General features: G+C 29.6%; 17 protein-coding genes, 1 tRNA gene and 1 rRNA gene. 7 read left to right on the forward strand and 12 right to left on the reverse strand.

The window, feature by feature from the left end; genetic code table 11:
• The 3 genes from ABY298_RS07845 to ABY298_RS07855 all read left to right on the forward strand — a co-directional run.
• Positions 1–849, forward strand: an 849-nt coding sequence (locus tag ABY298_RS07845) for a DMT family transporter (protein ID WP_372745469.1), incomplete at its 5' end; no start/stop codon positions are given.
• A 58-nt stretch (positions 850–907) separates the two neighbouring features.
• Positions 908–1,861, forward strand: a complete 954-nt coding sequence (locus ABY298_RS07850; protein ID WP_372745470.1) for an acetyl-CoA carboxylase carboxyltransferase subunit alpha — start codon at positions 908–910, stop codon at positions 1,859–1,861.
• A 54-nt stretch (positions 1,862–1,915) separates the two neighbouring features.
• Positions 1,916–3,469, forward strand: coding sequence for an NAD(P)H-hydrate dehydratase (locus ABY298_RS07855; protein ID WP_372745471.1), 1,554 nt, complete (start codon positions 1,916–1,918; stop codon positions 3,467–3,469).
• A 37-nt stretch (positions 3,470–3,506) separates the two neighbouring features.
• Here ABY298_RS07855 and ABY298_RS07860 read toward each other — a convergent pair whose 3' ends face one another.
• Positions 3,507–4,514: a TlpA family protein disulfide reductase gene (locus ABY298_RS07860; protein ID WP_372745472.1), complete on the reverse strand. Its 1,008-nt coding sequence runs from the start codon at positions 4,512–4,514 to the stop codon at positions 3,507–3,509.
• Positions 4,515–4,643: 129 nt separating this feature from the next.
• Between ABY298_RS07860 and hutH the strand changes: the two genes are divergently transcribed.
• Together hutH and ABY298_RS07870 are read left to right on the forward strand one after the other, a co-directional pair.
• Complete coding sequence (gene hutH, locus ABY298_RS07865; protein WP_372745474.1) at positions 4,644–6,149, forward strand: histidine ammonia-lyase; 1,506 nt, start codon at positions 4,644–4,646, stop codon at positions 6,147–6,149.
• A 482-nt stretch (positions 6,150–6,631) separates the two neighbouring features.
• Positions 6,632–7,114 carry a YciI family protein gene (locus ABY298_RS07870; RefSeq protein ID WP_372745475.1) on the forward strand — a complete coding sequence of 161 codons (483 nt, stop codon included), beginning with the start codon at positions 6,632–6,634 and terminating at the stop codon, positions 7,112–7,114.
• A gap of 47 nt (positions 7,115–7,161) precedes the next feature.
• Here the strand turns inward: ABY298_RS07870 and ABY298_RS07875 are convergent, their stop codons facing one another.
• On the reverse strand, positions 7,162–8,964 hold the full coding sequence (locus ABY298_RS07875) for a TonB-dependent receptor (protein ID WP_372745476.1): 1,803 nt from the start codon (positions 8,962–8,964) through the stop codon (positions 7,162–7,164).
• Between the two features lie 65 nt (positions 8,965–9,029).
• Between ABY298_RS07875 and ABY298_RS07880 the strand changes: the two genes are divergently transcribed.
• Positions 9,030–10,523, forward strand: coding sequence for a PLP-dependent aminotransferase family protein (locus ABY298_RS07880; protein ID WP_372745477.1), 1,494 nt, complete (start codon positions 9,030–9,032; stop codon positions 10,521–10,523).
• Positions 10,524–10,742: 219 nt separating this feature from the next.
• On the opposite strand, the gene ABY298_RS07885 is transcribed toward ABY298_RS07880, so the two are convergent.
• The 8 genes from ABY298_RS07885 to ABY298_RS07920 all read right to left on the reverse strand — a co-directional run bounded on the left by ABY298_RS07885 (position 10,743) and on the right by ABY298_RS07920 (position 18,513).
• Positions 10,743–10,817: transfer RNA gene (locus ABY298_RS07885), tRNA-Val, on the reverse strand.
• Between the two features lie 137 nt (positions 10,818–10,954).
• Positions 10,955–12,172 carry a folylpolyglutamate synthase/dihydrofolate synthase family protein gene (locus ABY298_RS07890; protein ID WP_372745478.1) on the reverse strand — a complete coding sequence of 406 codons (1,218 nt, stop codon included), beginning with the start codon at positions 12,170–12,172 and terminating at the stop codon, positions 10,955–10,957.
• A gap of 6 nt (positions 12,173–12,178) precedes the next feature.
• The gene (locus ABY298_RS07895) at positions 12,179–12,964 is read right to left on the reverse strand and encodes an energy transducer TonB (protein ID WP_372745479.1); all 786 of its coding nucleotides are present in this window, start codon (positions 12,962–12,964) and stop codon (positions 12,179–12,181) included.
• A gap of 61 nt (positions 12,965–13,025) precedes the next feature.
• Positions 13,026–13,418 carry an ExbD/TolR family protein gene (locus ABY298_RS07900; RefSeq protein ID WP_372745480.1) on the reverse strand — a complete coding sequence of 131 codons (393 nt, stop codon included), beginning with the start codon at positions 13,416–13,418 and terminating at the stop codon, positions 13,026–13,028.
• Between the two features lie 63 nt (positions 13,419–13,481).
• Positions 13,482–14,183 (reverse strand): MotA/TolQ/ExbB proton channel family protein, encoded by a 702-nt coding sequence (locus ABY298_RS07905; protein ID WP_372745481.1) that lies wholly within the window; start codon positions 14,181–14,183, stop codon positions 13,482–13,484.
• Positions 14,184–14,282: 99 nt separating this feature from the next.
• Positions 14,283–15,602 carry a sodium:proton antiporter NhaD gene (nhaD, locus tag ABY298_RS07910; protein ID WP_372745482.1) on the reverse strand — a complete coding sequence of 440 codons (1,320 nt, stop codon included), beginning with the start codon at positions 15,600–15,602 and terminating at the stop codon, positions 14,283–14,285.
• A gap of 371 nt (positions 15,603–15,973) precedes the next feature.
• A complete protein-coding gene (nhaD, locus tag ABY298_RS07915) occupies positions 15,974–17,341 on the reverse strand; it encodes a sodium:proton antiporter NhaD (protein WP_372745483.1) in 1,368 nt (455 codons plus the stop codon).
• Between the two features lie 98 nt (positions 17,342–17,439).
• On the reverse strand, positions 17,440–18,513 hold the full coding sequence (locus ABY298_RS07920; protein ID WP_372745484.1) for an anhydro-N-acetylmuramic acid kinase: 1,074 nt from the start codon (positions 18,511–18,513) through the stop codon (positions 17,440–17,442).
• Between the two features lie 106 nt (positions 18,514–18,619).
• Between ABY298_RS07920 and ABY298_RS07925 the strand changes: the two genes are divergently transcribed.
• Complete coding sequence (locus ABY298_RS07925; protein ID WP_372745485.1) at positions 18,620–19,762, forward strand: acyl-CoA dehydrogenase; 1,143 nt, start codon at positions 18,620–18,622, stop codon at positions 19,760–19,762.
• A gap of 146 nt (positions 19,763–19,908) precedes the next feature.
• On the opposite strand, the gene ABY298_RS07930 is transcribed toward ABY298_RS07925, so the two are convergent.
• Positions 19,909–20,337, reverse strand: a complete 429-nt coding sequence (locus ABY298_RS07930) for a DUF6526 family protein (protein WP_372745486.1) — start codon at positions 20,335–20,337, stop codon at positions 19,909–19,911.
• A 95-nt stretch (positions 20,338–20,432) separates the two neighbouring features.
• Positions 20,433–20,524, reverse strand: a 5S ribosomal RNA gene (gene rrf / locus ABY298_RS07935); the annotation flags it as partial.

The following is a 20,524-nucleotide window of genomic DNA, read 5'->3' on the forward strand; positions in this document are numbered from 1 at the left end:
CACTTACACTTATTAGTGTTTATTTGGGGTTTTACCGCAATTTTAGGAGCGCTTATTAGCCTAGATGCAATTCCATTAGTATGGTATAGAATGTCTATAGCCGTACTTTTTGTATTTATATATTTTCTTTTAACTAAAAAATCTATAAAAATTTCACCTAAACTAATTTTAAAATTTTTTATTGGTGGCGTTATAATTGCACTTCATTGGATTGCCTTTTTTACAGCTATTAAAGTTTCCAATGTTTCGGTTACATTAGTTTCTTTAAGTACTGGAGCCTTATTTGCTTCATTAATTGAACCCCTATTTTTTAAAAGAAAACTTGATCTTTTAGAATTATTTTTTGGTTTAATAGTAATTTCTGGTTTATATATTATTTTTAATATTGACAACGGCTACACCATAGGAATAATTTATGGACTAATTGCAGCATTTTTATCGGCACTTTTCTCGGTATTAAATGGTTTATACGTACGCCAACATGATGCCGAAATAATATCATTTTATCAATTACTCTTCGGTGTTCTATTTATTACAGGTTTTATACTTTTAACCACTGGTTTTAGCGTTAAAGAATTTACCTTAACAACATCAGATATATTTTATTTAGTAATTTTAAGCAGTATTTGTACAGCATACGCATTTATTGTATCTGTTAAATTAATGAAATTTTTAACACCCTATACCGTAATGTTAACTATTAATTTAGAGCCTGTTTATGGAATTATTTTAGCGGTGTTAGTGTTTGGTGAAAAAGAACAAATGAGCTCGCAATTTTATATTGGAGCACTTGTAATATTTTTCACGGTAATAATAAATGGAATTATAAAAAATAAAAAAACAATATAACTTATCAATCCTTTTTTTTAAGTTAGTATATTTGTAGTTACATCTAAAAATAAAGAATATGGAATATTTAGATTTTGAATTACCTATTAAGGAGCTAGAAGAACAATTAGAAAAATGCGAATTAATTGGAAAAGAAAGTGATGTTGATGTTACTGAAAGTTGCAAAAACATTACCAAAAAATTGCTAAAAACAAAAAAAGATATATATAAAAACTTAACTGCATGGCAAAGAGTTCAACTCTCTAGACATCCAAACAGACCGTACACTTTAGATCATATAACTGCGCTAGCCGGAAACACCTTTATGGAACTTCACGGCGATAGAAGTGTTGGAGATGATAAAGCTATGATAGGTGGTTTAGGCAAAATTGGAGATCAATCATTTATGTTTATTGGCCAACAAAAAGGATACAATACCAAAACCAGACAATATAGAAATTTTGGAATGGCAAATCCTGAAGGTTATAGAAAAGCATTACGCTTAATGAAAATGGCTGAAAAATTTGGAATTCCAGTAGTAACTTTAGTAGATACTCCGGGTGCTTATCCTGGTTTAGAAGCCGAAGAAAGAGGTCAAGGTGAAGCCATTGCTCGTAACATTTTTGAAATGTCTAAATTAAAAACACAAATTATTACCATTATTATTGGTGAAGGTGCTTCTGGTGGTGCAGTTGGAATTGGCGTTGGTGATTTGGTTTATATGATGGAAAACACTTGGTATTCTGTTATTTCTCCTGAATCTTGTTCTTCTATTTTATGGAGAAGTTGGGAACATAAAGAAAAAGCTGCTGAAGCGTTAAAATTAACGGCTGAAGACATGAAAAAACAAAAATTAATTGATGGTATTATAAAAGAACCTTTAGGAGGAGCTCATTACGATAGAGAAACAGCTTTTAAAGAAGTTGAAAAAACAATTCTTGAAGCCTTTGAACAATTAAAAAAGTTAAGCATAAAAGATTTGGTTAAAAAACGAATGGAAAAATTCGATAATATGGGCGAATTTAAAGGCTAAAAAATTATAAAAACCTCTCCAATTGGAGAGGTTTTTTTTATTAAATTTAATGCTATGTATATACTATCTCCTAAACAAATTGCAAAAGCAGATGCAGCAACTATTTCCAATAACGAAATAACATCACTCCATTTAATGGAATATGCCGCTACGCAATGCTTTAATTGGCTTCATCAACGATTACAAGGGCAAAACATAAAAATTCACGTTTTCTGTGGCATTGGAAATAACGGAGGCGATGGACTAGTTATTGCACGACTTTTACACTTACACGGTTACAATATTGACTGTTATGTGGTAAATTTTAGCGATAAAAGATCTCCTGAGTTTTTAGAAAACTATAATAAACTAAAAGAAATAGGAAAATGGCCAAAGGTTATTAAAAATGAAAATGAGTTCCCCGTAATTGCCTTTGAAGATATTGTTATTGATGCCATTTTTGGCATTGGTCTTTCTAGAAACCCTTCTGGTTTTACCAAAAAATTAATTCAATACATTAACAGTACTAAAGTATTTACGCTAGCTATTGATTTTCCTTCTGGATTATTTGGACACAAATCGGTTTCAGATAAAAATGCTGTATTAAAAGCTGGTCATATACTTACTTTTCAAACTCCAAAACTAGTCTTTTTATTACCAGAAAATAAAGATTTTGTCAAAACTTGGGAAGTAATAAATATTGGTTTAGATCAAAATTTTATTGAAAGCTTAAAACCAAAAACTCAATATACAACCAAAGAAGATATTTTAACAATCTACAAACCTCGAAATAAATGGTCTCATAAAGGAAATTTTGGTCATTCATTAGTTATTGGAGGTAGTTTTGGAAAAATTGGTGCAATATCTCTAGCTGCAAAAGCCGCTTTAAAAATTGGTAGTGGACTTGTAAGTGCTTACGTGCCAAAATGTGGTTATACTATTTTACAAATTTCTATTCCAGAAGTTATGGTTGAAGTTGATGATGATGACGCCTTAAACTACTTTAATTTTAAAACAAAACCAACAGTAATTGGAATTGGACCAGGAATGGGTACACTAGAAAAAACAAGAATAGGTTTTAGAAATTTTTTAAAAGAAAATCAACTTCCTTTAATTATAGATGCCGATGGAATTAATATACTTTCTATACATCCTGAACTTTTACATCTTTTACCAAAAAATTCTATTTTAACACCGCATCCAAAAGAATTGGAACGTTTAATTGGTGCTTGGAAAAATGATTTTGATAAATTAAAAAAAGCCATTGAGTTTTCAAAAACCAATACTGTACTATTAGTAATTAAAGGCGCAAATACTGTAATTGTAGATGGTGATTGTTTATATTTCAACTCAACTGGAAATCCGGCTTTGGCAACTGCAGGAAGTGGAGATGTTTTAACTGGTTTAATAACCGGATTGGTGGCGCAAGGCTATAGCTCTAAAGAAGCAGCAATTTTTGGCGTATACTTACACGGTAAAACAGCAGATATTGCAATACAAGAAACAGGCTATGAAACATTTACAGCTTCAACTATTTTAGACTATTTACCAAATGCCTTATTGCAATTATTTGCACCAGAAGAAACAGAAGAAGATACAAGTAATGAAAATGACAAGCCAGAAACTTAAACATAAAAAAAGCGCTGATTTCTCAGCGCTTTTTAATTTATATTCCTAACTCGGTAAATAATTCTTTTAATTTAGGATCTGAAGGTCTAAGCACATCAGCATCCACAATGTTTCCATTTGGGTCTATTAAAATAAACCTTGGAATAGAATTTATTCCATAATCCATAATAAACTTCGATTCAAAATTGTTATCGGCGTATAATTGAATTCCTCCTAACGCCTCTTCCTTCACCATTTCTTTCCAAGTATTATAAGCTTCAGGTTTATCAACTGAAATACTAACAAACTCAATATTTTTACCATGATATTCTTTTTCTAAGGTTTTTAAAAATGGTATTTGAACTTTACAAGGTGCGCACCAAGTTGCCCAAACATCAATGTAAACATATTTACCTTTTAAATCTTTTAAAGAAGTTTTTCCTCCCTTAAAATTTTCATAATTTTCAAATACTGGCGATGCCTTTCCTTTAGCAAATTTCGCTAAATTCTCATACATTATATCGTAATTAGACTCTATATAACCAAAAAACATTTCGTCATTTCTTATATCCATTGCGTTAATTACTGAATCTAAATCCTTCGCTTCGTCTTTGTATTTTTTCAATAAGGTTTTTGCTTCTGCTATTCTTGCTGTATACGCATCTTTTTCTAAAGAAAAATATGTTTTAGGATTTGCAAAATCACTCATAAAAAACATACGTTTATTTTCCATAAAATTATTTGTTTCTGCACCAACTCCAGAATATTTAATTCCATCAGCCAATGTATTTCCTTTAAAATCTAATTGTAAATCATAACCGTTTTTTAAAAACAATGTAATTCTATCATTTCCATTTGAAATTGCATGAACTCCGTCAGTTACTTTTAAGGTATCTGAAAATGTCCCATCAGCATTTACACTAATTTCTTTCATAAAGTTATTTCCTTCCACTACTAATTTTTCAACTCCTGTTGAATTTAATTTCCCGTTTAAAGTAACATACGTAGCATTTTTACTACATGAAACCAACACAATAGAAACTAATAAAAACCAAATTCTTCTCATTTTTTTTAATTATTGTTTAATTTTCAAAGATATAACATAATCTCAAACAACAATTAAATACCATTACTTTAACAAATTATTTGCATATGTTGTTAGTATTAATCAACTTTGAATTACCAAATATATATTATGAGTTCAATCCATTTTATTACATCTGAAATAGTAACTTTTGATGTTTTAAACACAATTATTTTTTCCCGAAAAAAATTAAAACTTTCTAATGAAGTAATTAAAAAAATTAATGATTGTAGGTGTTATTTAGATGAAAAAATTAAACGAGATAAATCGCCCATTTACGGAATAAATACTGGTTTTGGATCATTATGTAACGTTAAAATTAACAATAACAACTTACAACTTTTACAAGAAAACTTGGTTATGAGTCACGCTTGTGGTACAGGAAGTGAAGTACCAAAAGAAATTGTAAAATTAATGCTCTTTTTAAAAATTCAATCGTTAAGTTATGGTCATTCTGGCGTACAACTTATAACCGTAGAAAGGTTGATAGATTTTTATAATAATAACATTTTACCAATAGTTTACACTCAGGGTTCGTTAGGTGCTTCTGGTGATTTAGCTCCGTTAGCGCATTTATCTTTACCATTAATTGGAAAGGGAGAAGTACTATATAAAAACAAACGAATTTCTGGCGAAGAACTGCTTAAAAAATTTAATTGGGAAAAAATAGATTTAAAATCGAAAGAAGGTTTAGCACTGTTAAACGGTACGCAATTTATGAGTGCTTACGGTGTTCATTTAATTTTAAAAGCATTAAAACTTTCTTATTATGCCGATTTAATTGGAACATTATCATTAGAAGCTTTTGATGGAAGAAATTCACCTTTTAACGAATTAATTCATAAAATTAGACCACATAAAGGTCAAATTAAAACAGCCGAAAGAATTAATGAATTTCTACAAGAGAGCGAACTAATACAACAGCATAAAGAACAAGTGCAGGATCCTTATTCATTTAGATGTATGCCACAAGTTCACGGAGCCACCAAAGATGCAATTGATTATTGTAAACAAGTTTTTTTAACTGAAATTAATGCCGTTACAGATAACCCAAATATTTTTATTGATGAAGATGAAATAATTTCAGGAGGAAATTTTCATGGGCAACCTTTAGCCTTGGCTTTTGACTTTTTAGGAATTGCTATGGCTGAACTTGGAAGCATTTCCGAAAGAAGAACATTTCAATTAGTTTCTGGTTTAAGAGGTTTACCACCTTTTTTAGTAAAAAACCCTGGATTAAATAGTGGCTTTATGATTCCACAATATACTGCGGCAAGTATTGTAAGCCAAAATAAACAATTAGCAACACCATCATCTGTAGATTCTATTGTTTCAAGCAACGGACAAGAAGACCATGTGAGTATGGGAGCTAATGGCGCAACAAAAACCTACCAAATTGTAAATAATATTGAAACTATATTAGCCATTGAGTTATTAAATGCATCACAAGCATTACATTTTAGGTTGCCAGCAAAAACATCTCCCTTTTTAGAATCATTTTTAAAAATTTACAGAGAAGAAGTTCCTTTTATTGAAAATGATATTGTTTTAAACTTAGAAATTAAAAAATCAATTGACTTTCTGCATAATTTAAGTATTGAATTCTCCGAATTATAACACAAAAAAAAGCGATAGAAACTATCGCTTTTTTAATTCAAACAATCTATAATGTTATTTTCATATTATACAAACACTTGTATTTTGTATAATTTAATGTATAATTAAAAGACTAAATAGCCTTTGTAAGATTTAAAAATTTGCAAGCTTTTTAAAAATTAATATAACTATTCTTATTTCTACTTCAATAACAGTTCAAAATTACATTATTTTTAAAATACGACAATGTGGTTTTTGTATTATTTACATAAATTTAACATTCTTAGAGTTATTTTTTAATACATTCTTAATTATAACATAAATTTTAACATTTGTAACAATTTCTTAACAATAGAAGCATTCTTTAAAAATAGTCCTTTGGTATAGATGTTTTTAAATAAAGAATGTTGTAATTTCAATTAAAAGGGTTCTAATTTTTTCAAAAAAAAATCATAAACACAGTCAAAAAAGTTATTTTAGTAAAATCTAAATTTTAAACTATTATGAAAAACTATATTTTAATTACTATTACAGCTTTAAGTTTAATAGCTTGTTGTGAAACTAAAAAGGAAGTTATTGAAACTACAAATACATCAAATACTATTTATAATGATTCTCTAGCAAAAAAAATTGGCGCAGATGATTATGGTATGAAAAAGTACGTAATCGCATTTTTAAAAAGAGGCCCAAATAAAAGTAAAGACTCTATAACAAAGACCAATTTACAAAGAGCACATTTAGATAATATTACAAAACTTGCCGAAGAAGGTAAATTAGTTTTAGCCGGGCCTTTCTTTGGTGATGATGATTTAAGAGGTATTTATATTTTTAATGTTGAATCTATTGAAGAAGCAAAAAAATTAACAGCATCTGATCCAGCCATTCAAGCCGAAACGTTAACTATGGAGTTAAAAGAATGGTATGGTTCTGCAGCTTTAGTACTAATAAATGACTTACATAAAAAAATATCAAAAATTATCATATAAAATAAAAGGAGGCTATTAGCCTCCTTTTATTTTATATGTTATCTCAATTAATAAACTTTATACGCAATACCAAACATTACATTCCCTTTTGGCATTGGCACCAAACCAGCTTCAATATATTCAGTATTAAATATATTATTAGCATTTAAAGAAAATACAAAATTATGAAGCGCAACACTAACTTTTGCATCTACCAAATTATAGCTACTTCCTTCAGTTCTTTCCACATATCTATAAGAAATAGTTTGATTTAAAAATTTAAAAAACTGTGTATTTAAACTGGCTGTAAATTGGTGTTTTAAACTATTTAAAGAATATCGAGTATAGGTAACATCTTGATCTTTTATGTTGTCATCAATAAAATTGTAACTAACATCAAAGCGTTGATTAAAATTGGCCCATTTAAAAATAAAATTTGCCGATGTTTCAAAACCTTTAGTTTCTACTGCACTAAAATTTTGTGCTTTCCATTTTTCATCCGTTGAATTTCGTGTCCAATCTATTAAATTACTAGAATTTCTGTTAAATAAAGACAATGTAAAATTAAATGAATCGGTTAAGTATTTAACCCCAATTTCTTCTGAAATAGCAGATTCTGGTTCTAATTCAGAATTTCCTTCATTACTAGGATCAGAATAATATAAATCTGTATATGTTGGCACTCTATACGTATAACCAATATTTCCAAAAACCTTAAAATTATCGTTTAGTTTATAGCCAAGGTCTAAACCTGGTAAAAATTGCGTGTCAAAATCAGAAAATGAACTAATTGCAAGTCCTAATGTAACATCAAACTTTTCTAAATTGTCAAATCTATGTTCAAAAAAAGAATTAAACATTAATCTATCTCTATCACCCAAATTATTACTTCTTAAATAAACTTTTGCTATATCTATACCAAACCCAGTTTTTCCTAAATTAGAATTGTAAACCATATTAGTTTCAAATCCAATTTTATTTGAAATATGTAAATTTCTATAAAACGAAGGATCATCGCGCTTTAAAACAAACATATCCTGATTTCTTTTCCAATAAACGCGAGGTTTAATTAATAAATTACTGATTGAATGTGATGATGATACAGCTACTAAACTATTCTCAGTTTCCTCATATTCCGTATAACTTGGGTTTGAAGTGTAAAAATTCTCCGCACCAAATTTTCTGTCATTAAAAGAAGAAATTAATGTGTAATTTTTAAATTGAGATTTAATAAAAACCGAATTATTTTTAAAATCTGAATTATCTCTATATCCATCAGATTCTTGCCTTTCCACATGTGCTAAAATTGAGGCATCATCAGAAAAATTTTCTTGAATACCAACAGCTGCTTTTTTGTTATTATAAGAACCATAACCCAATTTTAAATTTAAAGAATCGTCGGTTATTTTTTTAGTAACAATATTAATAGCTCCTGCAAAGGCATTTTGTCCATAAACTCTAGCTGCTGGCCCTTTTACAATTTCAATACTTTCAATATTATCTAAAGACAAAATAGCATTCATAGTATGATGCCCAGTTTGTGCGTCATCCATTTTAATTCCATCAATTAGCACTAAGGTTTGATCAAAATTTCCACCTCTAATGTATAAATCAGACTGCATTCCGTCCACTCCTCTTCTTCTAACATCTATTCCTGCAACAGACTGTAATAAATCAGCTAAATTATTGGCTGGAGAACTTTGAATCATTTCGGCACTTATATAAGAAATTGTTTTAGAATCTTCAGAAATAGGAAGTGATATTCTATTTCCTGTAACAATTACTTCCTTTAATTTAATAGTATCATTTTGACCATATATTGATGCACAAAAAAATAATAAAATGTATAATATATTAATTGAAATTTTCATAAATAGTAATTTAATAACTGCAAAAGTAGTAACTTTCCGGACTACTAAGATAGTCCAGCTTTAAAATGATAGATAGTCCGGTTAATACTCTTTTAAAACAACTAATTAATTTAGATAAATCTAAGTCACAACCGTTATACTTGCAGGCTTCAGAGCAAATTATAAATGCAATACAACGCGGCTATTTAAGCAAAGGATCAATGCTGCCAGGTACACGTGTATTAAGCAATTTATTAAAGGTTCACAGAAATACCATTGTTGCAATTTACGAAGAATTAGCCTCGCAAAATTGGGTTGAAATTATACCAAATAAAGGAACATTTGTTTTAGAACCAGAGCAAAAAACGGCAAAAATTAAAGCTCCCTCTCAAAAAATAAATGAAGCTTATTCTTATGCTAAAACAACAGGATTTCATTTTCAAAAGTCATTTCATTTAGCTTCAACCATTCAATTTTCAAACGCTAAGTATTTTATTAATGATGGTAAACCCGATTTACGCCTGCATCCTGTACAACAATTCTCAAGGTGGTACAGCGCTTCAATGAAACGTAAACCGTTAATAAATAAATGGAACAGATCATACAATTTTTTTAACTCTTTATTTCAAACTCAATTATGCAATTACTTAAATGCAACTAGAGGATTTCATATAAATTCAAATAACCTAATAAATACACGTAGTACAGAAATGAGTTTATACGTGGTATCTCAACTTTTAATAAAACCAAACGATGTTGTATTAGTAGGATCTTTAAGTAATTATGCCTCTAATATGATTTTTCAACAAATAGGAGCAAGAATAAAAACTATTCCAGTAGATAAAAATGGTTTAGATATTGAATATATTAAAAAGCACTTTGTAAAACATAGTATTAGATGTGTATATATATGTGCACATAGAGATTATCCAACGGTAGTAACATTAAGTGCTGAACGCCGTTTAGAGTTGCTGCAACTTGCTAAAGAATATGAATTTGCTATTATTGAAGATGATTATGATTATGATTTTCAGTATGAAGGATCTGCAATGTTACCAATGGCAAGTTCAGATGCCAACGGAATGGTTATTTATTTAGGAAAACTTGGACAATCTTTATTTCCAAGTTTTCAAATAGGATTTGTAATAGCACCAGAAAACCTTATTTCGGAAGCTAAAAATTATTTAGAGTTGCTAGATAAACAAGGTGATTTAATTCAAGAACAAATGCTATTGGAATTAATTAATGAAGGTGAAATTTACCGGCTTACTAAAAAGAACATTGTTATATATAAAAAAAGAAGAGATTATTTATGCAATCTTTTAACTGAATATTTTTTGGATACGGCACAATGGGAAATTCCTTCCGGAGGATTAGCTATTTGGTTACAGTTTCATCCTAAAATATCACTATTAAAACTAGCTAAAGAAGCCGAAAAAAACGATTTACTCTTACCAAAAACCATTCTTTTTCAGAATAAAAATACCTGTGCCATTAGATTTGGTTTTGGACATTTAAATGAGTCTGAGATAGAACTTGTTATTAAAAAACTAAAAATTGCTTATGATGCAGTACTTTAATACAAAAAAAACCCTCTTAAGTTAATAACTAAAGAGGGAAAATTGCTATGAAAAAGATTGTAGATATTTAAATCTACATTGCAAATGTAACTTAAGTTCCACAATAAAAATATGACAACTGTCAGTAAAAAAAACATTTTACAAACATTTAACTTAATAATTTAAACTTATTACAAAACAAAAAATCCTGATGAAAATTCATCAGGATTTTAATTTAAGTGGGCAATGAGGGATTCGAACCCCCGACCCCCTCGGTGTAAACGAGGTGCTCTGAACCAACTGAGCTAATTGCCCTAAGCGGATGCAAATATATAACTAGATTTCTTATTAAACAAAGCTTTTATTAAAAAAATGAATGTTTTTTTTGAAAAAAAATTGCATCTAAAAATTACAAAAAGTCAATATGTTTATACTTAGCTAATTGTAAAAAACTACACAACTTCAGCAACAACAAAAGTACTACCTCCAACAAAAACCAAATCGTTTTCAGAAGCATTTTTTAAGGCTGTTTTGTAAGCTTCATCTACAGATTGGTAACAATTTCCATTCAAATTAAATTCTGAACATTGTTTTTGAAGTTCAATTTCACTTAAGCCTCTTGGAATATCTGGTCTACAAAAATAATATTCTGCTTCTTTTGGAAATAAATGCAATATGCTCGATAAATCTTTATCATTTACAACGCCAAAAACAAAGTGCAGTTTATTATATTTTTCTTCTTGTAATTGCTTTAAAACATAAAACAAGCCTTCTTTGTTATGACCCGTATCGCAAATAGCTTTTGGATTGTTATTAATTTGTTGCCAACGTCCTAAAAGACCTGTGTTTCTAACAACGTTACTTAAACCATCTTTTAAACATTCATCAGAAATTTTATATCCTTTTGATTTTAAAATATGTATGGTTTGAACTACTGTTTTTATATTGTGCTTTTGATAAATCCCTATCAAATCTGATTGAAAATTTTTGTCACTATCTGTTGAAGCCAAATACAAATCAGAGTTTGTTTGTTTTGCTTTTTCTTCAAAAACATGAAAAATTTCTTCTTGATATTCTCCTATAACTACAGGAATAGAATTTTTAATAATTCCTGCTTTTTCGAAAGCAATTTCAGCTAAGGTTTCACCTAAAAACTGTGTGTGATCTAAACCTATATTTGTAATTACAGAAACCTCTGGTGTAATTATATTGGTAGAATCTAACCTTCCGCCTAGCCCAACTTCAATAATGGCAATATCAACTTTTTGTTTAGCAAAATATTCAAAAGCCAAACCAACTGTCATTTCAAAAAATGATAATTTATGCTGTTCAAAAAACAATTGGTTTTTTTTAATAAAATTAATAACATCAATCTTTCTAATAACTTTCCCATTAATTTTAATACGCTCTCTAAAATCTTTTAAATGTGGAGAAGTATATAACCCAACTTTATAGCCAGCTTCTTGTAAAACAGAAGCTAACATATGACTTGTAGAACCTTTTCCGTTGGTTCCTGCCACATGAATGGTTTTAAACTTTGTTTCGGGGAAATTTAAATGTTTGGAAAGTGCAATAGCATTGGTTAAATCTTTTTTAAAAGCCGTTTTACCTTGCCTTTGAAACATTGGCAATTGTGAAAACATCCAATTAACAGTGTTGTTGTAATTCATTAAAAATTATTGTGATAAAGAAAATCTGTATTTTATAGTTCCAACTTGTTTAGAAGGCGCTTTACTATCTGATGACCATTTGGTTTTTAAAGCAGCCTCCTTTGCTTGCGACAATAAACAAGACGCTGTATTTGTAGAGCCTTTTACGCCTGGCGTAGCTTTAATAACATTCCCATTGGTATCTACCTCAATACTTACAACTACTAAACCTTCTTCGTCACAAATATAATCTGGTTTAGGTCTGGTTATTGGTTTTCTATTTCCTAATTGATAATCTCCTCCTCCGCCATTTCCACCATTTCCGTAATAACCATTGGCATTTGGATCTCCGGTAATTTTACCTTTATCTCCTGCCGTATTATCATTTCCTTCACCGCCAGAAGCCGTTCCGTTAGAATTACTTAAACCTCGAAATAAAGCATCTACTTTTTTAAGTTTTGCTTCTTCTTCGGCTTTTTGCTTGGCAATGGCATCTTGCTTTATTTTTTCTAATCGAGCAACTTCATCTGCCTTTTTTTTAGCTTCATTTTGCTTTTTTATGGCAATTGCATCTTCGTTATCTTGCGTAAGTACTTCTTCTGTTTTTTGTGTAGCTGTTTCCTTATCTTGCTGTTCAACAATTTCTTCCTGTTGTTGATTCACTTCCTGCGGAGCAGATTTTAACGGTTCTGTTGGTTGAATATCTCCCATTCCAACATCTGAAGTTCCAAAATTAACAGCAATTCCATATTCCTCAGGAGGATCCAAATACGTCATCCCAAAGTAAAACATAATCACTAATAACAAGGACATTAGTACACTTGTTATTGCTGCGGATTGTCGTTTATATTTAGTTTCTAAAAAATTCAATTTCTTATTTTGGTCTAACTGCTAAAATTACTTTAAATCTGTTTCTATTGGCAATGTCCAATACCATTACAGCATTTTCAATTGGTACACCTTCTTCGGCTCTTAAAATTATGGTAGGGTTTTCTTTTCCTTCTAACAAAACTAACAATTCTTGTTCTAACGTAGTTTCGCTTACTTCTTTACTATCTATATAATAAACAAGTCCTTTTGTAATACTAACTGCTATAGATTTTTTATTTTCAGTTTTGCCACTTGCCTTTGGTAATAAAATATCTAAAGCACTTGTAGTTACTAATGTTGAAGTAATCATAAAAAATATCAACAGCAAGAATACAATGTCCGTCATAGATGACATATTAAAATTCGGATTTACCTTATTTCTTCCTCTTATATCCATACTTTAATTTTTGTTGAATTGTTAAATTAATAAGATGTTTAATACTAAACTTATAAATTCCAATTATATTGGTTCGTTTAACAAATCTAAAAATTCAACAGATTTTGCTTCCATTTCATACACTACTTTATTGGTTCTAACCACTAAATGATTGTATTGCACGTATGCAATAATACCTACTATTAAACCAGCAACTGTAGTTGTCATTGCTGTATATAAACCATCTGATAACATTTTAATATCAATTTGTCCGCCTGCATTTGCAATTTCATGAATTGCAACAATCATTCCAACTACGGTTCCTAAAAACCCTAACATTGGTGCTGCTCCGGCAATTGTAGCTAAAACACTTACATTTTTTTCTAATTTATATATTTCCAATCTACCAGCATTTTCTATGGCAGTATGAATATCAGCTAATGGTTTTCCAATTCTTGTAATTCCTTTTTCAACTAATCTAGCCGCAGGAGAGTTTGCTTGTGCACATAAAACTTTAGCCGAATCTAATTTTCCATGTGATACATGGTCTCTAATTTGATTCATAAAATTACTATCTGTTTGTGAAGCTGCTTTAATTGCAAAAAAGCGTTCAAAATAAATATAAAGCGCCACAGCTAATAAAACAAGCAATATTGCTATTATAATTTGACCTCCTAAACCACCATCCATTATTAAATTATAAATAGAAAGTGTTTTTTCTTCTTGAACAGTTTCAGATAATACTTGAGACGTGTTTTGAATTGTATCTTGAATTGAATTAGCCATAAAAATTAAAAATTGTTCTAATAATTAACGAATGTACATTAACAAAATTGTTTTGCGCAAAAAAAAAGAAAATAATTTAATTAAAAAATAGCACCTTATTTAAATGAAAATAAAAATACGCATTAATATAAAAGTAATTGCTCCTGCTAAAAACCCCGCAGCGGCTAACCAAGTGATGTTTTTAAAGTACCAGAAAAAATTTATTTTTTCCATTCCCATAGCTACAACACCAGCTGCAGAACCAATAATTAACATACTTCCTCCTGTTCCAGCAGAAAATGCTATAAAATGCCATAACATATCATCTAATTCATGTTGAAACATTCCAATACTAGCAGCTACTAATGGAACATTATCTATAACTGAAGAACTAACTCCTAAAATAAGTACAACTATATCCATATTAGGAACCGTTGTACTTAACCATTCTGAAAACATAAACAATTTCCCTACAGATTCTAGTGCTGCAACAGCCATTAATATACCTAAGAAAAATAAAACACTTGGCAATTCTATACGAGATAGTGATTTATGAACAGGACTTATATGTATTGGATGTTCTTCTAAAGTAGTTAACTCAATTTTGTATCTACTTATAATTTCCGCAACAGCTGCAATAACAGCAAGAGAAAGCATCATTCCTAAATAAGGAGGTAAATGCGTAATGGTTTTAAAAATTGGAACAAAAACAATACCTCCTAAACCTAAATAAAACATTAATTTACTATGTTTTGATGATCCGTTATCATCTACTATAGAATCTTCTAAATTTCCTTTGAAAATTGGTAAAAACGAGGCTATTATAATTGGAACTAATAAAGAAATTATAGACGGCAACAGTAAATGTTCTATTAATTTTGCCGCAGTTACTTTATTCGCTATCCAAAGCATTGTTGTGGTTACATCGCCAATTGGTGACCAAGCCCCACCGGCATTTGCTGCTATAACAATTAAACTAGCATACCAAATTCTAAGCTCATTAGATTTTACAATTTTTCTAAGAATTGAAATTAAAATAATAGTAGCAGTAAGGTTATCTATCACTGCCGATAAAAAGAAACCTATAGAACAAAATACCCAAATAAGTTTACGCTTACTTTTAGTTTTAACAAAACCTTTAATTGCAGAAAAACCATCAAAGTGATCAATAATTTCAACAATGGTCATGGCTCCAATTAAAAATATTAAAATCTCTGTGGTTTTACCAAAATGATGTAATAACATTTCATTAAATTCAGCAGGTACAAGTGCTTTTAGCACTTCGTCTACTTTATAAATATTAAAATGTCCCAAAGAAATAACGGCCCACATAAAAACCATCATAGATAATGCAGGTATAAGCTTATCTATTTTTAACGAATGTTCAAGGGTAATTGCTAAATAACCTAAAATAAAAATTAAAATTAAAATATTCTCCATAAAATGTGAATTGTTAAATTGTTAAATATACTTTCCAAAGCCTTCATATTTAACAATTTAACAACCATAACTCCTACTCTCTTAAATGTTAAGACAGTTTGATTTTGCTTTTGAAAATTGTAAAATTTAAATTTATACCAGACAGATTCACTTTTGTAGTTTTCATGAATCGTTTCTTATAAATTATTCAAAAATAAGTATGTTTAAATAACCTATTATTACCTTTAATTCATCTAATATAAAGTACTTTTTTAGCGGATTAAATGTAGTAAATAAATTGAAATAAAAAATTTATTTGAAACAAAAAAACGATCTTTTCATCTGCTATGAAAAGATCGTTTTTAAATAGTATTCTTAGACAGTAAAACTGCTTAAAATTGTCTTATAAACATAAAGGATATTGCTCCAATTACAAAACCAACAGCAGCTAACCAAGCAATATTTTTAAAGTACCAGAAGAAATTAATTTTTTCCATACCCATTGCTACAACACCTGCTGCCGAACCAATAATTAACATACTTCCTCCAGTACCTGCTGAATACGCAATAAAATGCCAAATATGATCATCTATTGGCTCTTGGAACATTCCCATACTTGCAGCAACTAAAGGTACATTATCTACAACTGCAGACCCAACACCTAACAACATAATTACAACATCTGTATTTGGAATAAGAACTTTTAAATGTTCTGCTCCAATAAATAACATTCCCAAAGATTCCAATGCTGCAACAGCCATTAAAATACCAAAGAAAAATAATACACTTGGCATTTCAATTTTTGACAATGATTTATGAACTGGACTATGAAATCCGTGAGAATCATCTCCATCATCATCAATTGCTTTTGAAATGCTAAATTGAGTTCGGCTATAAATTTCTGCAAACACACCTACTACAGCTAAAGAAAGCATCATACCAACATATGGAGGTAAATGTGTAATTGTTTTAAATATTGGAACAAAAATAATTGCAGATAATCCTAAGTATAACATTGTTGGTCCATATTTACTAGCTGGTCCACCATTATCATCATTTTCAGTTATCTCCAACTCTCCTTGAAAAGGCTTCATAAAAGAAGCTATAGCAACAGGAACAATAACACATAATAACGAAGGAATAATTAAATATTCAATAAGTTTTTCTGTTGTTACTTTTTTACCAATCCAAAGCATTGTTGTAGTAACGTCACCTATTGGAGACCAAGCACCACCCGCGTTAGCAGCAATTACTATTAAACCTGCAAACCATAATCTCGTTTCTTTGTCACCAATTATTTTTTGAAGAATTGTAATTAATACAATTGTAGCTGTTAAATTATCTATAATTGCTGATAAAATAAAAGCTAAAGCTGCAAAAATCCATAATAATCTCCTTTTATTTTTTGTTTTAATATAATTTTTAAAAGTTGCAAAACCATCAAAATAATCAATAATTTCAACAATTGTCATTGCACCCAATAAGAAAAATAAAATCTCAGCTGTTTTTCCTAAATGATGTAATAACGTTTCTTCTAATAAATGATGCTTTTCTTCACTTGTAAATCCAGCAAATCCGTCTATTAATGCGTGTGCCGCCGAATCAAACCAATTTGTAAAATTATCAATACCAAAGGCTACAATAGCCCATAGAATAGCCATCATACCTAATGCAGGTATTAGCTTGTCTAATTTTAAATTGTGTTCTAGAGTTATTGCTAAATAACCTAAAATAAAAATTATTATAATAAGTGTTTCCATAAATGATTGTTTAAACTAGTTGATTGAATGTTATTCTAAAGTAATATTATTTATTTTTAATGTGTATATTTTCTACAACGCCAACAAATATAATAAAACTAAACTTGTTTCGTGAAAATTCTTCCTGAACTATGATCTTTTTCAGCTCCAGTAACACTGCTTAAACAATTCACCTTATTTTCATCTCTAAGCAATCCTAAAAAAGCAAAAATTAATGCTTCCTTATAATTAATTGTATTGGTATCTGGAATTACAATTGTATTTTTAGTTACACTTTTAAGCTCTTCTATTAAAAAAGAATTAAAAGCGCCTCCTCCAGTAATTAACAAGCTAGAATCTAATTTATTATCTAAGCATTCCGAAATTTGAAATACAACATGAGCTACAAAAGTTCTTAAAATATCTTCATTTTTTATGTGATATTTGTTAAGTATTGGAAAAATTGAATCTTTCACAAATTCAAAACCTAAAGATTTTGGTGTAGGAGCTTTATAAAATGAAATACAATTTAATTCTTCCAATAAATTTTGATCAATCTTTCCTTTTTTGGCCATTTTTCCACCTTCATCAAACTGAAAACCTAACATTTTAGAATAATAATTCAAAACAATATTAACCGGACAAATATCAAAAGCTATCCGTTCACCTTTTTTTTCAAATGAAATATTAGCAAAACCGCCTAAATTTAAACAGTATTTAAAATTAGAAAAAAGCAACTTATCTCCAATAGGAACTAATGGTGCTCCTTGCCCACCAAATTCAACATCTTGAGTTCTAAAATCACAAATTACTTTTAAACCTGTAACATCACTAATTTTTTGCCCATCACCAATTTGTAACGTATAACCTTCCTCTGGTTTATGAAAAATAGTATGGCCGTGAGACGCAATAAAATCAATTTTTGAAATACTATGTTTCGAAATAAAATTTTGAACAGATTCACCTAAATAAATCCCATATTTAATATTTAATCCATCAAGCTCTTCTTCTGAAAAATTAAAAGCATTCCGTAAGGTCTTTTCCCAGTGTAAACTATAAGGAATAGTGTCACAATTAATTATTTTAAATTCATAAGAATCCTTATCACTATAAAATTTTACATATACAATATCTAAACCATCTAAAGATGTGCCCGACATTAAACCAATAATATCCCAAGATTTTTTATTCATAAACCAAAAATTACCATTACTAATATTCTACATAATTAATATTTTTTTACTTACAAAAACATTATATTTGATAAAATGTACTTCTAAAAACTAAATTTTATCAATTATGAATTTCAATTTATCTGAAGAACAAATAATGATACGCAATGCAGCTCGCGATTTTGCACAAACTGAACTACTTCCCGGCGTAATTGAACGAGACGAAAAACAACAATTCCCTGCAGAACAAATTAAAAAAATGGGAGAACTTGGTTTTTTAGGAATGATGGTTGATCCAAAATACGGAGGAAGCGGTTTAGATACAGTTTCATACGTATTAGCTATGGAAGAAATTTCCAAAATAGATGCTTCTGCATCAGTTGTAATGTCTGTTAATAATTCATTAGTTTGCTGGGGTTTAGAACATTATGGAACAGAAGAACAAAAACAAAAATATTTAGTACCATTGGCTAAAGGCGAAATAATTGGTGCTTTTTGTTTAAGTGAACCAGAGGCTGGCTCAGATGCCACTTCTCAAAAAACTACCGCCATTGATAAAGGAGATTATTACCTAATAAACGGAACAAAAAATTGGATTACAAACGGTAATAATGCAACTGTTTATTTGGTAATAGCACAAACAGATCCAGAAAAAATGCATAAAGGAATTAACGCCTTAATTGTTGAAAAAGGAATGGAAGGTTTTGTTGTTGGACCTAAAGAAAATAAATTAGGAATTAGAGGCTCCGATACACATTCTCTCATGTTCACGGATGTTAAGGTACCAAAAGAAAATAGAATTGGAGAAGATGGATTTGGTTTTAAATTCGCCATGAAAACATTAGCTGGAGGAAGAATTGGAATTGCTTCTCAAGCTTTAGGAATTGCTTCTGGTGCCTATGAATTAGCTTTAAAATATTCTAAAGAACGGAAAGCTTTTGGAAAAGAAATAAGCAAACACCAAGCAATTGCATTTAAATTAGCCGATATGGCAGTACAGATTGAAGCCGCGCGTCACCTTTGCATAAAAGCCGCCTGGGAAAAAGACCAAAAACAAAACTACGATTTAAGTGGTGCAATGGCAAAATTATATGCAGCCGATATGGCAATGCAAGTAACTATAGAAGCTGTACAAATACACGGCGGTTATGGTTTTGTTAAAGAATACCACGTAGAACGTTTAATGCGAGATGCAAAAATTACGCAAATTTATGAAGGTACTTCAGAAATTCAAAAAATTGTAATCTCAAGAAGTATTTTAAACGATTAAAAAAATGGGCGTACCGGCAATAAAAATTGCCGTCGCGTCTTTCACTAAATCTTTTGTAAAAAACAAAAGGATACCGTTTCAACCGCTCACGCAAAAAAAAATCTTAAGTACTGAATTTTATATATATCAATATAATTATTTAGTACTTATACTCTATACGTATCAGCCCTCCAGTTTTTGATTAATTTTTTAATTTCTTTTTCTGACAAACTTTCCTTTTCAGCTCTATCAACTAACGCAACAAATTCCTCATCCGAAGCAAAACGTAAACCTATAATTTGTCTAGTAGTAACTTTATTGCTTAACGCTTTTCTAGTTAGTATAAAATAGCGTAATTTTTCTTCTGCTCTAATGGCTCTATCTTGTGCTTTTAAGGCAAATGATCTTATAAAATAAAATAAGAGTAAAAAAATAACTGAAACCAAAATTAATAAGGAAGCTGAATAAAGATTTTCTTCACTCGATCTTATATAATTTCGGATAGCTCCAACTAATAATAACACTATTGATAAAAATGTCACTCCGTGAAAACCAACTACTAACCGAGCATGATTTTTAAAATTTTGTTCTTTCATATTTAAAATGTAATACAGATTTCAGTAAATATAATGTTTAAATTCTATTTAAGGCAAAAAAAAACCTTCAACAAAAAAGTTGAAGGTTTTCAAAAGAAAGGCGGTGACATACTCTCCCACCATAGTGGCAGTACCATCTGCGCTGATAGGCTTAACTTCTCTGTTCGGTATGGGAAGAGGTGAGCCC

Origin of the sequence: Lutibacter sp. (assembly GCF_041596795.1) — a bacterium.
GTDB lineage: Bacteria > Bacteroidota > Bacteroidia > Flavobacteriales > Flavobacteriaceae > Lutibacter.

Bases quoted from the DNA above. Each gene is read 5' to 3' on its own strand.
- ABY298_RS07850 (WP_372745470.1), top strand. From the start codon at position 908: ATGGAATATTTAGATTTTGAATTACCTATTAAGGAGCTAGAAGAACAA.
- ABY298_RS07855 (WP_372745471.1), top strand. From the start codon at position 1,916: ATGTATATACTATCTCCTAAACAAATTGCAAAAGCAGATGCAGCAACT.
- ABY298_RS07860 (WP_372745472.1), bottom strand. From the start codon at position 4,514: ATGAGAAGAATTTGGTTTTTATTAGTTTCTATTGTGTTGGTTTCATGT.
- hutH (WP_372745474.1), top strand. From the start codon at position 4,644: ATGAGTTCAATCCATTTTATTACATCTGAAATAGTAACTTTTGATGTT.
- ABY298_RS07870 (WP_372745475.1), top strand. From the start codon at position 6,632: ATGAAAAACTATATTTTAATTACTATTACAGCTTTAAGTTTAATAGCT.
- ABY298_RS07875 (WP_372745476.1), bottom strand. From the start codon at position 8,964: ATGAAAATTTCAATTAATATATTATACATTTTATTATTTTTTTGTGCA.
- ABY298_RS07880 (WP_372745477.1), top strand. From the start codon at position 9,030: ATGATAGATAGTCCGGTTAATACTCTTTTAAAACAACTAATTAATTTA.
- ABY298_RS07890 (WP_372745478.1), bottom strand. From the start codon at position 12,172: ATGAATTACAACAACACTGTTAATTGGATGTTTTCACAATTGCCAATG.
- ABY298_RS07895 (WP_372745479.1), bottom strand. From the start codon at position 12,964: ATGTCCTTGTTATTAGTGATTATGTTTTACTTTGGGATGACGTATTTG.
- ABY298_RS07900 (WP_372745480.1), bottom strand. From the start codon at position 13,418: ATGGATATAAGAGGAAGAAATAAGGTAAATCCGAATTTTAATATGTCA.
- ABY298_RS07905 (WP_372745481.1), bottom strand. From the start codon at position 14,183: ATGGCTAATTCAATTCAAGATACAATTCAAAACACGTCTCAAGTATTA.
- nhaD (WP_372745482.1), bottom strand. From the start codon at position 15,602: ATGGAGAATATTTTAATTTTAATTTTTATTTTAGGTTATTTAGCAATT.
- nhaD (WP_372745483.1), bottom strand. From the start codon at position 17,341: ATGGAAACACTTATTATAATAATTTTTATTTTAGGTTATTTAGCAATA.
- ABY298_RS07920 (WP_372745484.1), bottom strand. From the start codon at position 18,513: ATGAATAAAAAATCTTGGGATATTATTGGTTTAATGTCGGGCACATCT.
- ABY298_RS07925 (WP_372745485.1), top strand. From the start codon at position 18,620: ATGAATTTCAATTTATCTGAAGAACAAATAATGATACGCAATGCAGCT.
- ABY298_RS07930 (WP_372745486.1), bottom strand. From the start codon at position 20,337: ATGAAAGAACAAAATTTTAAAAATCATGCTCGGTTAGTAGTTGGTTTT.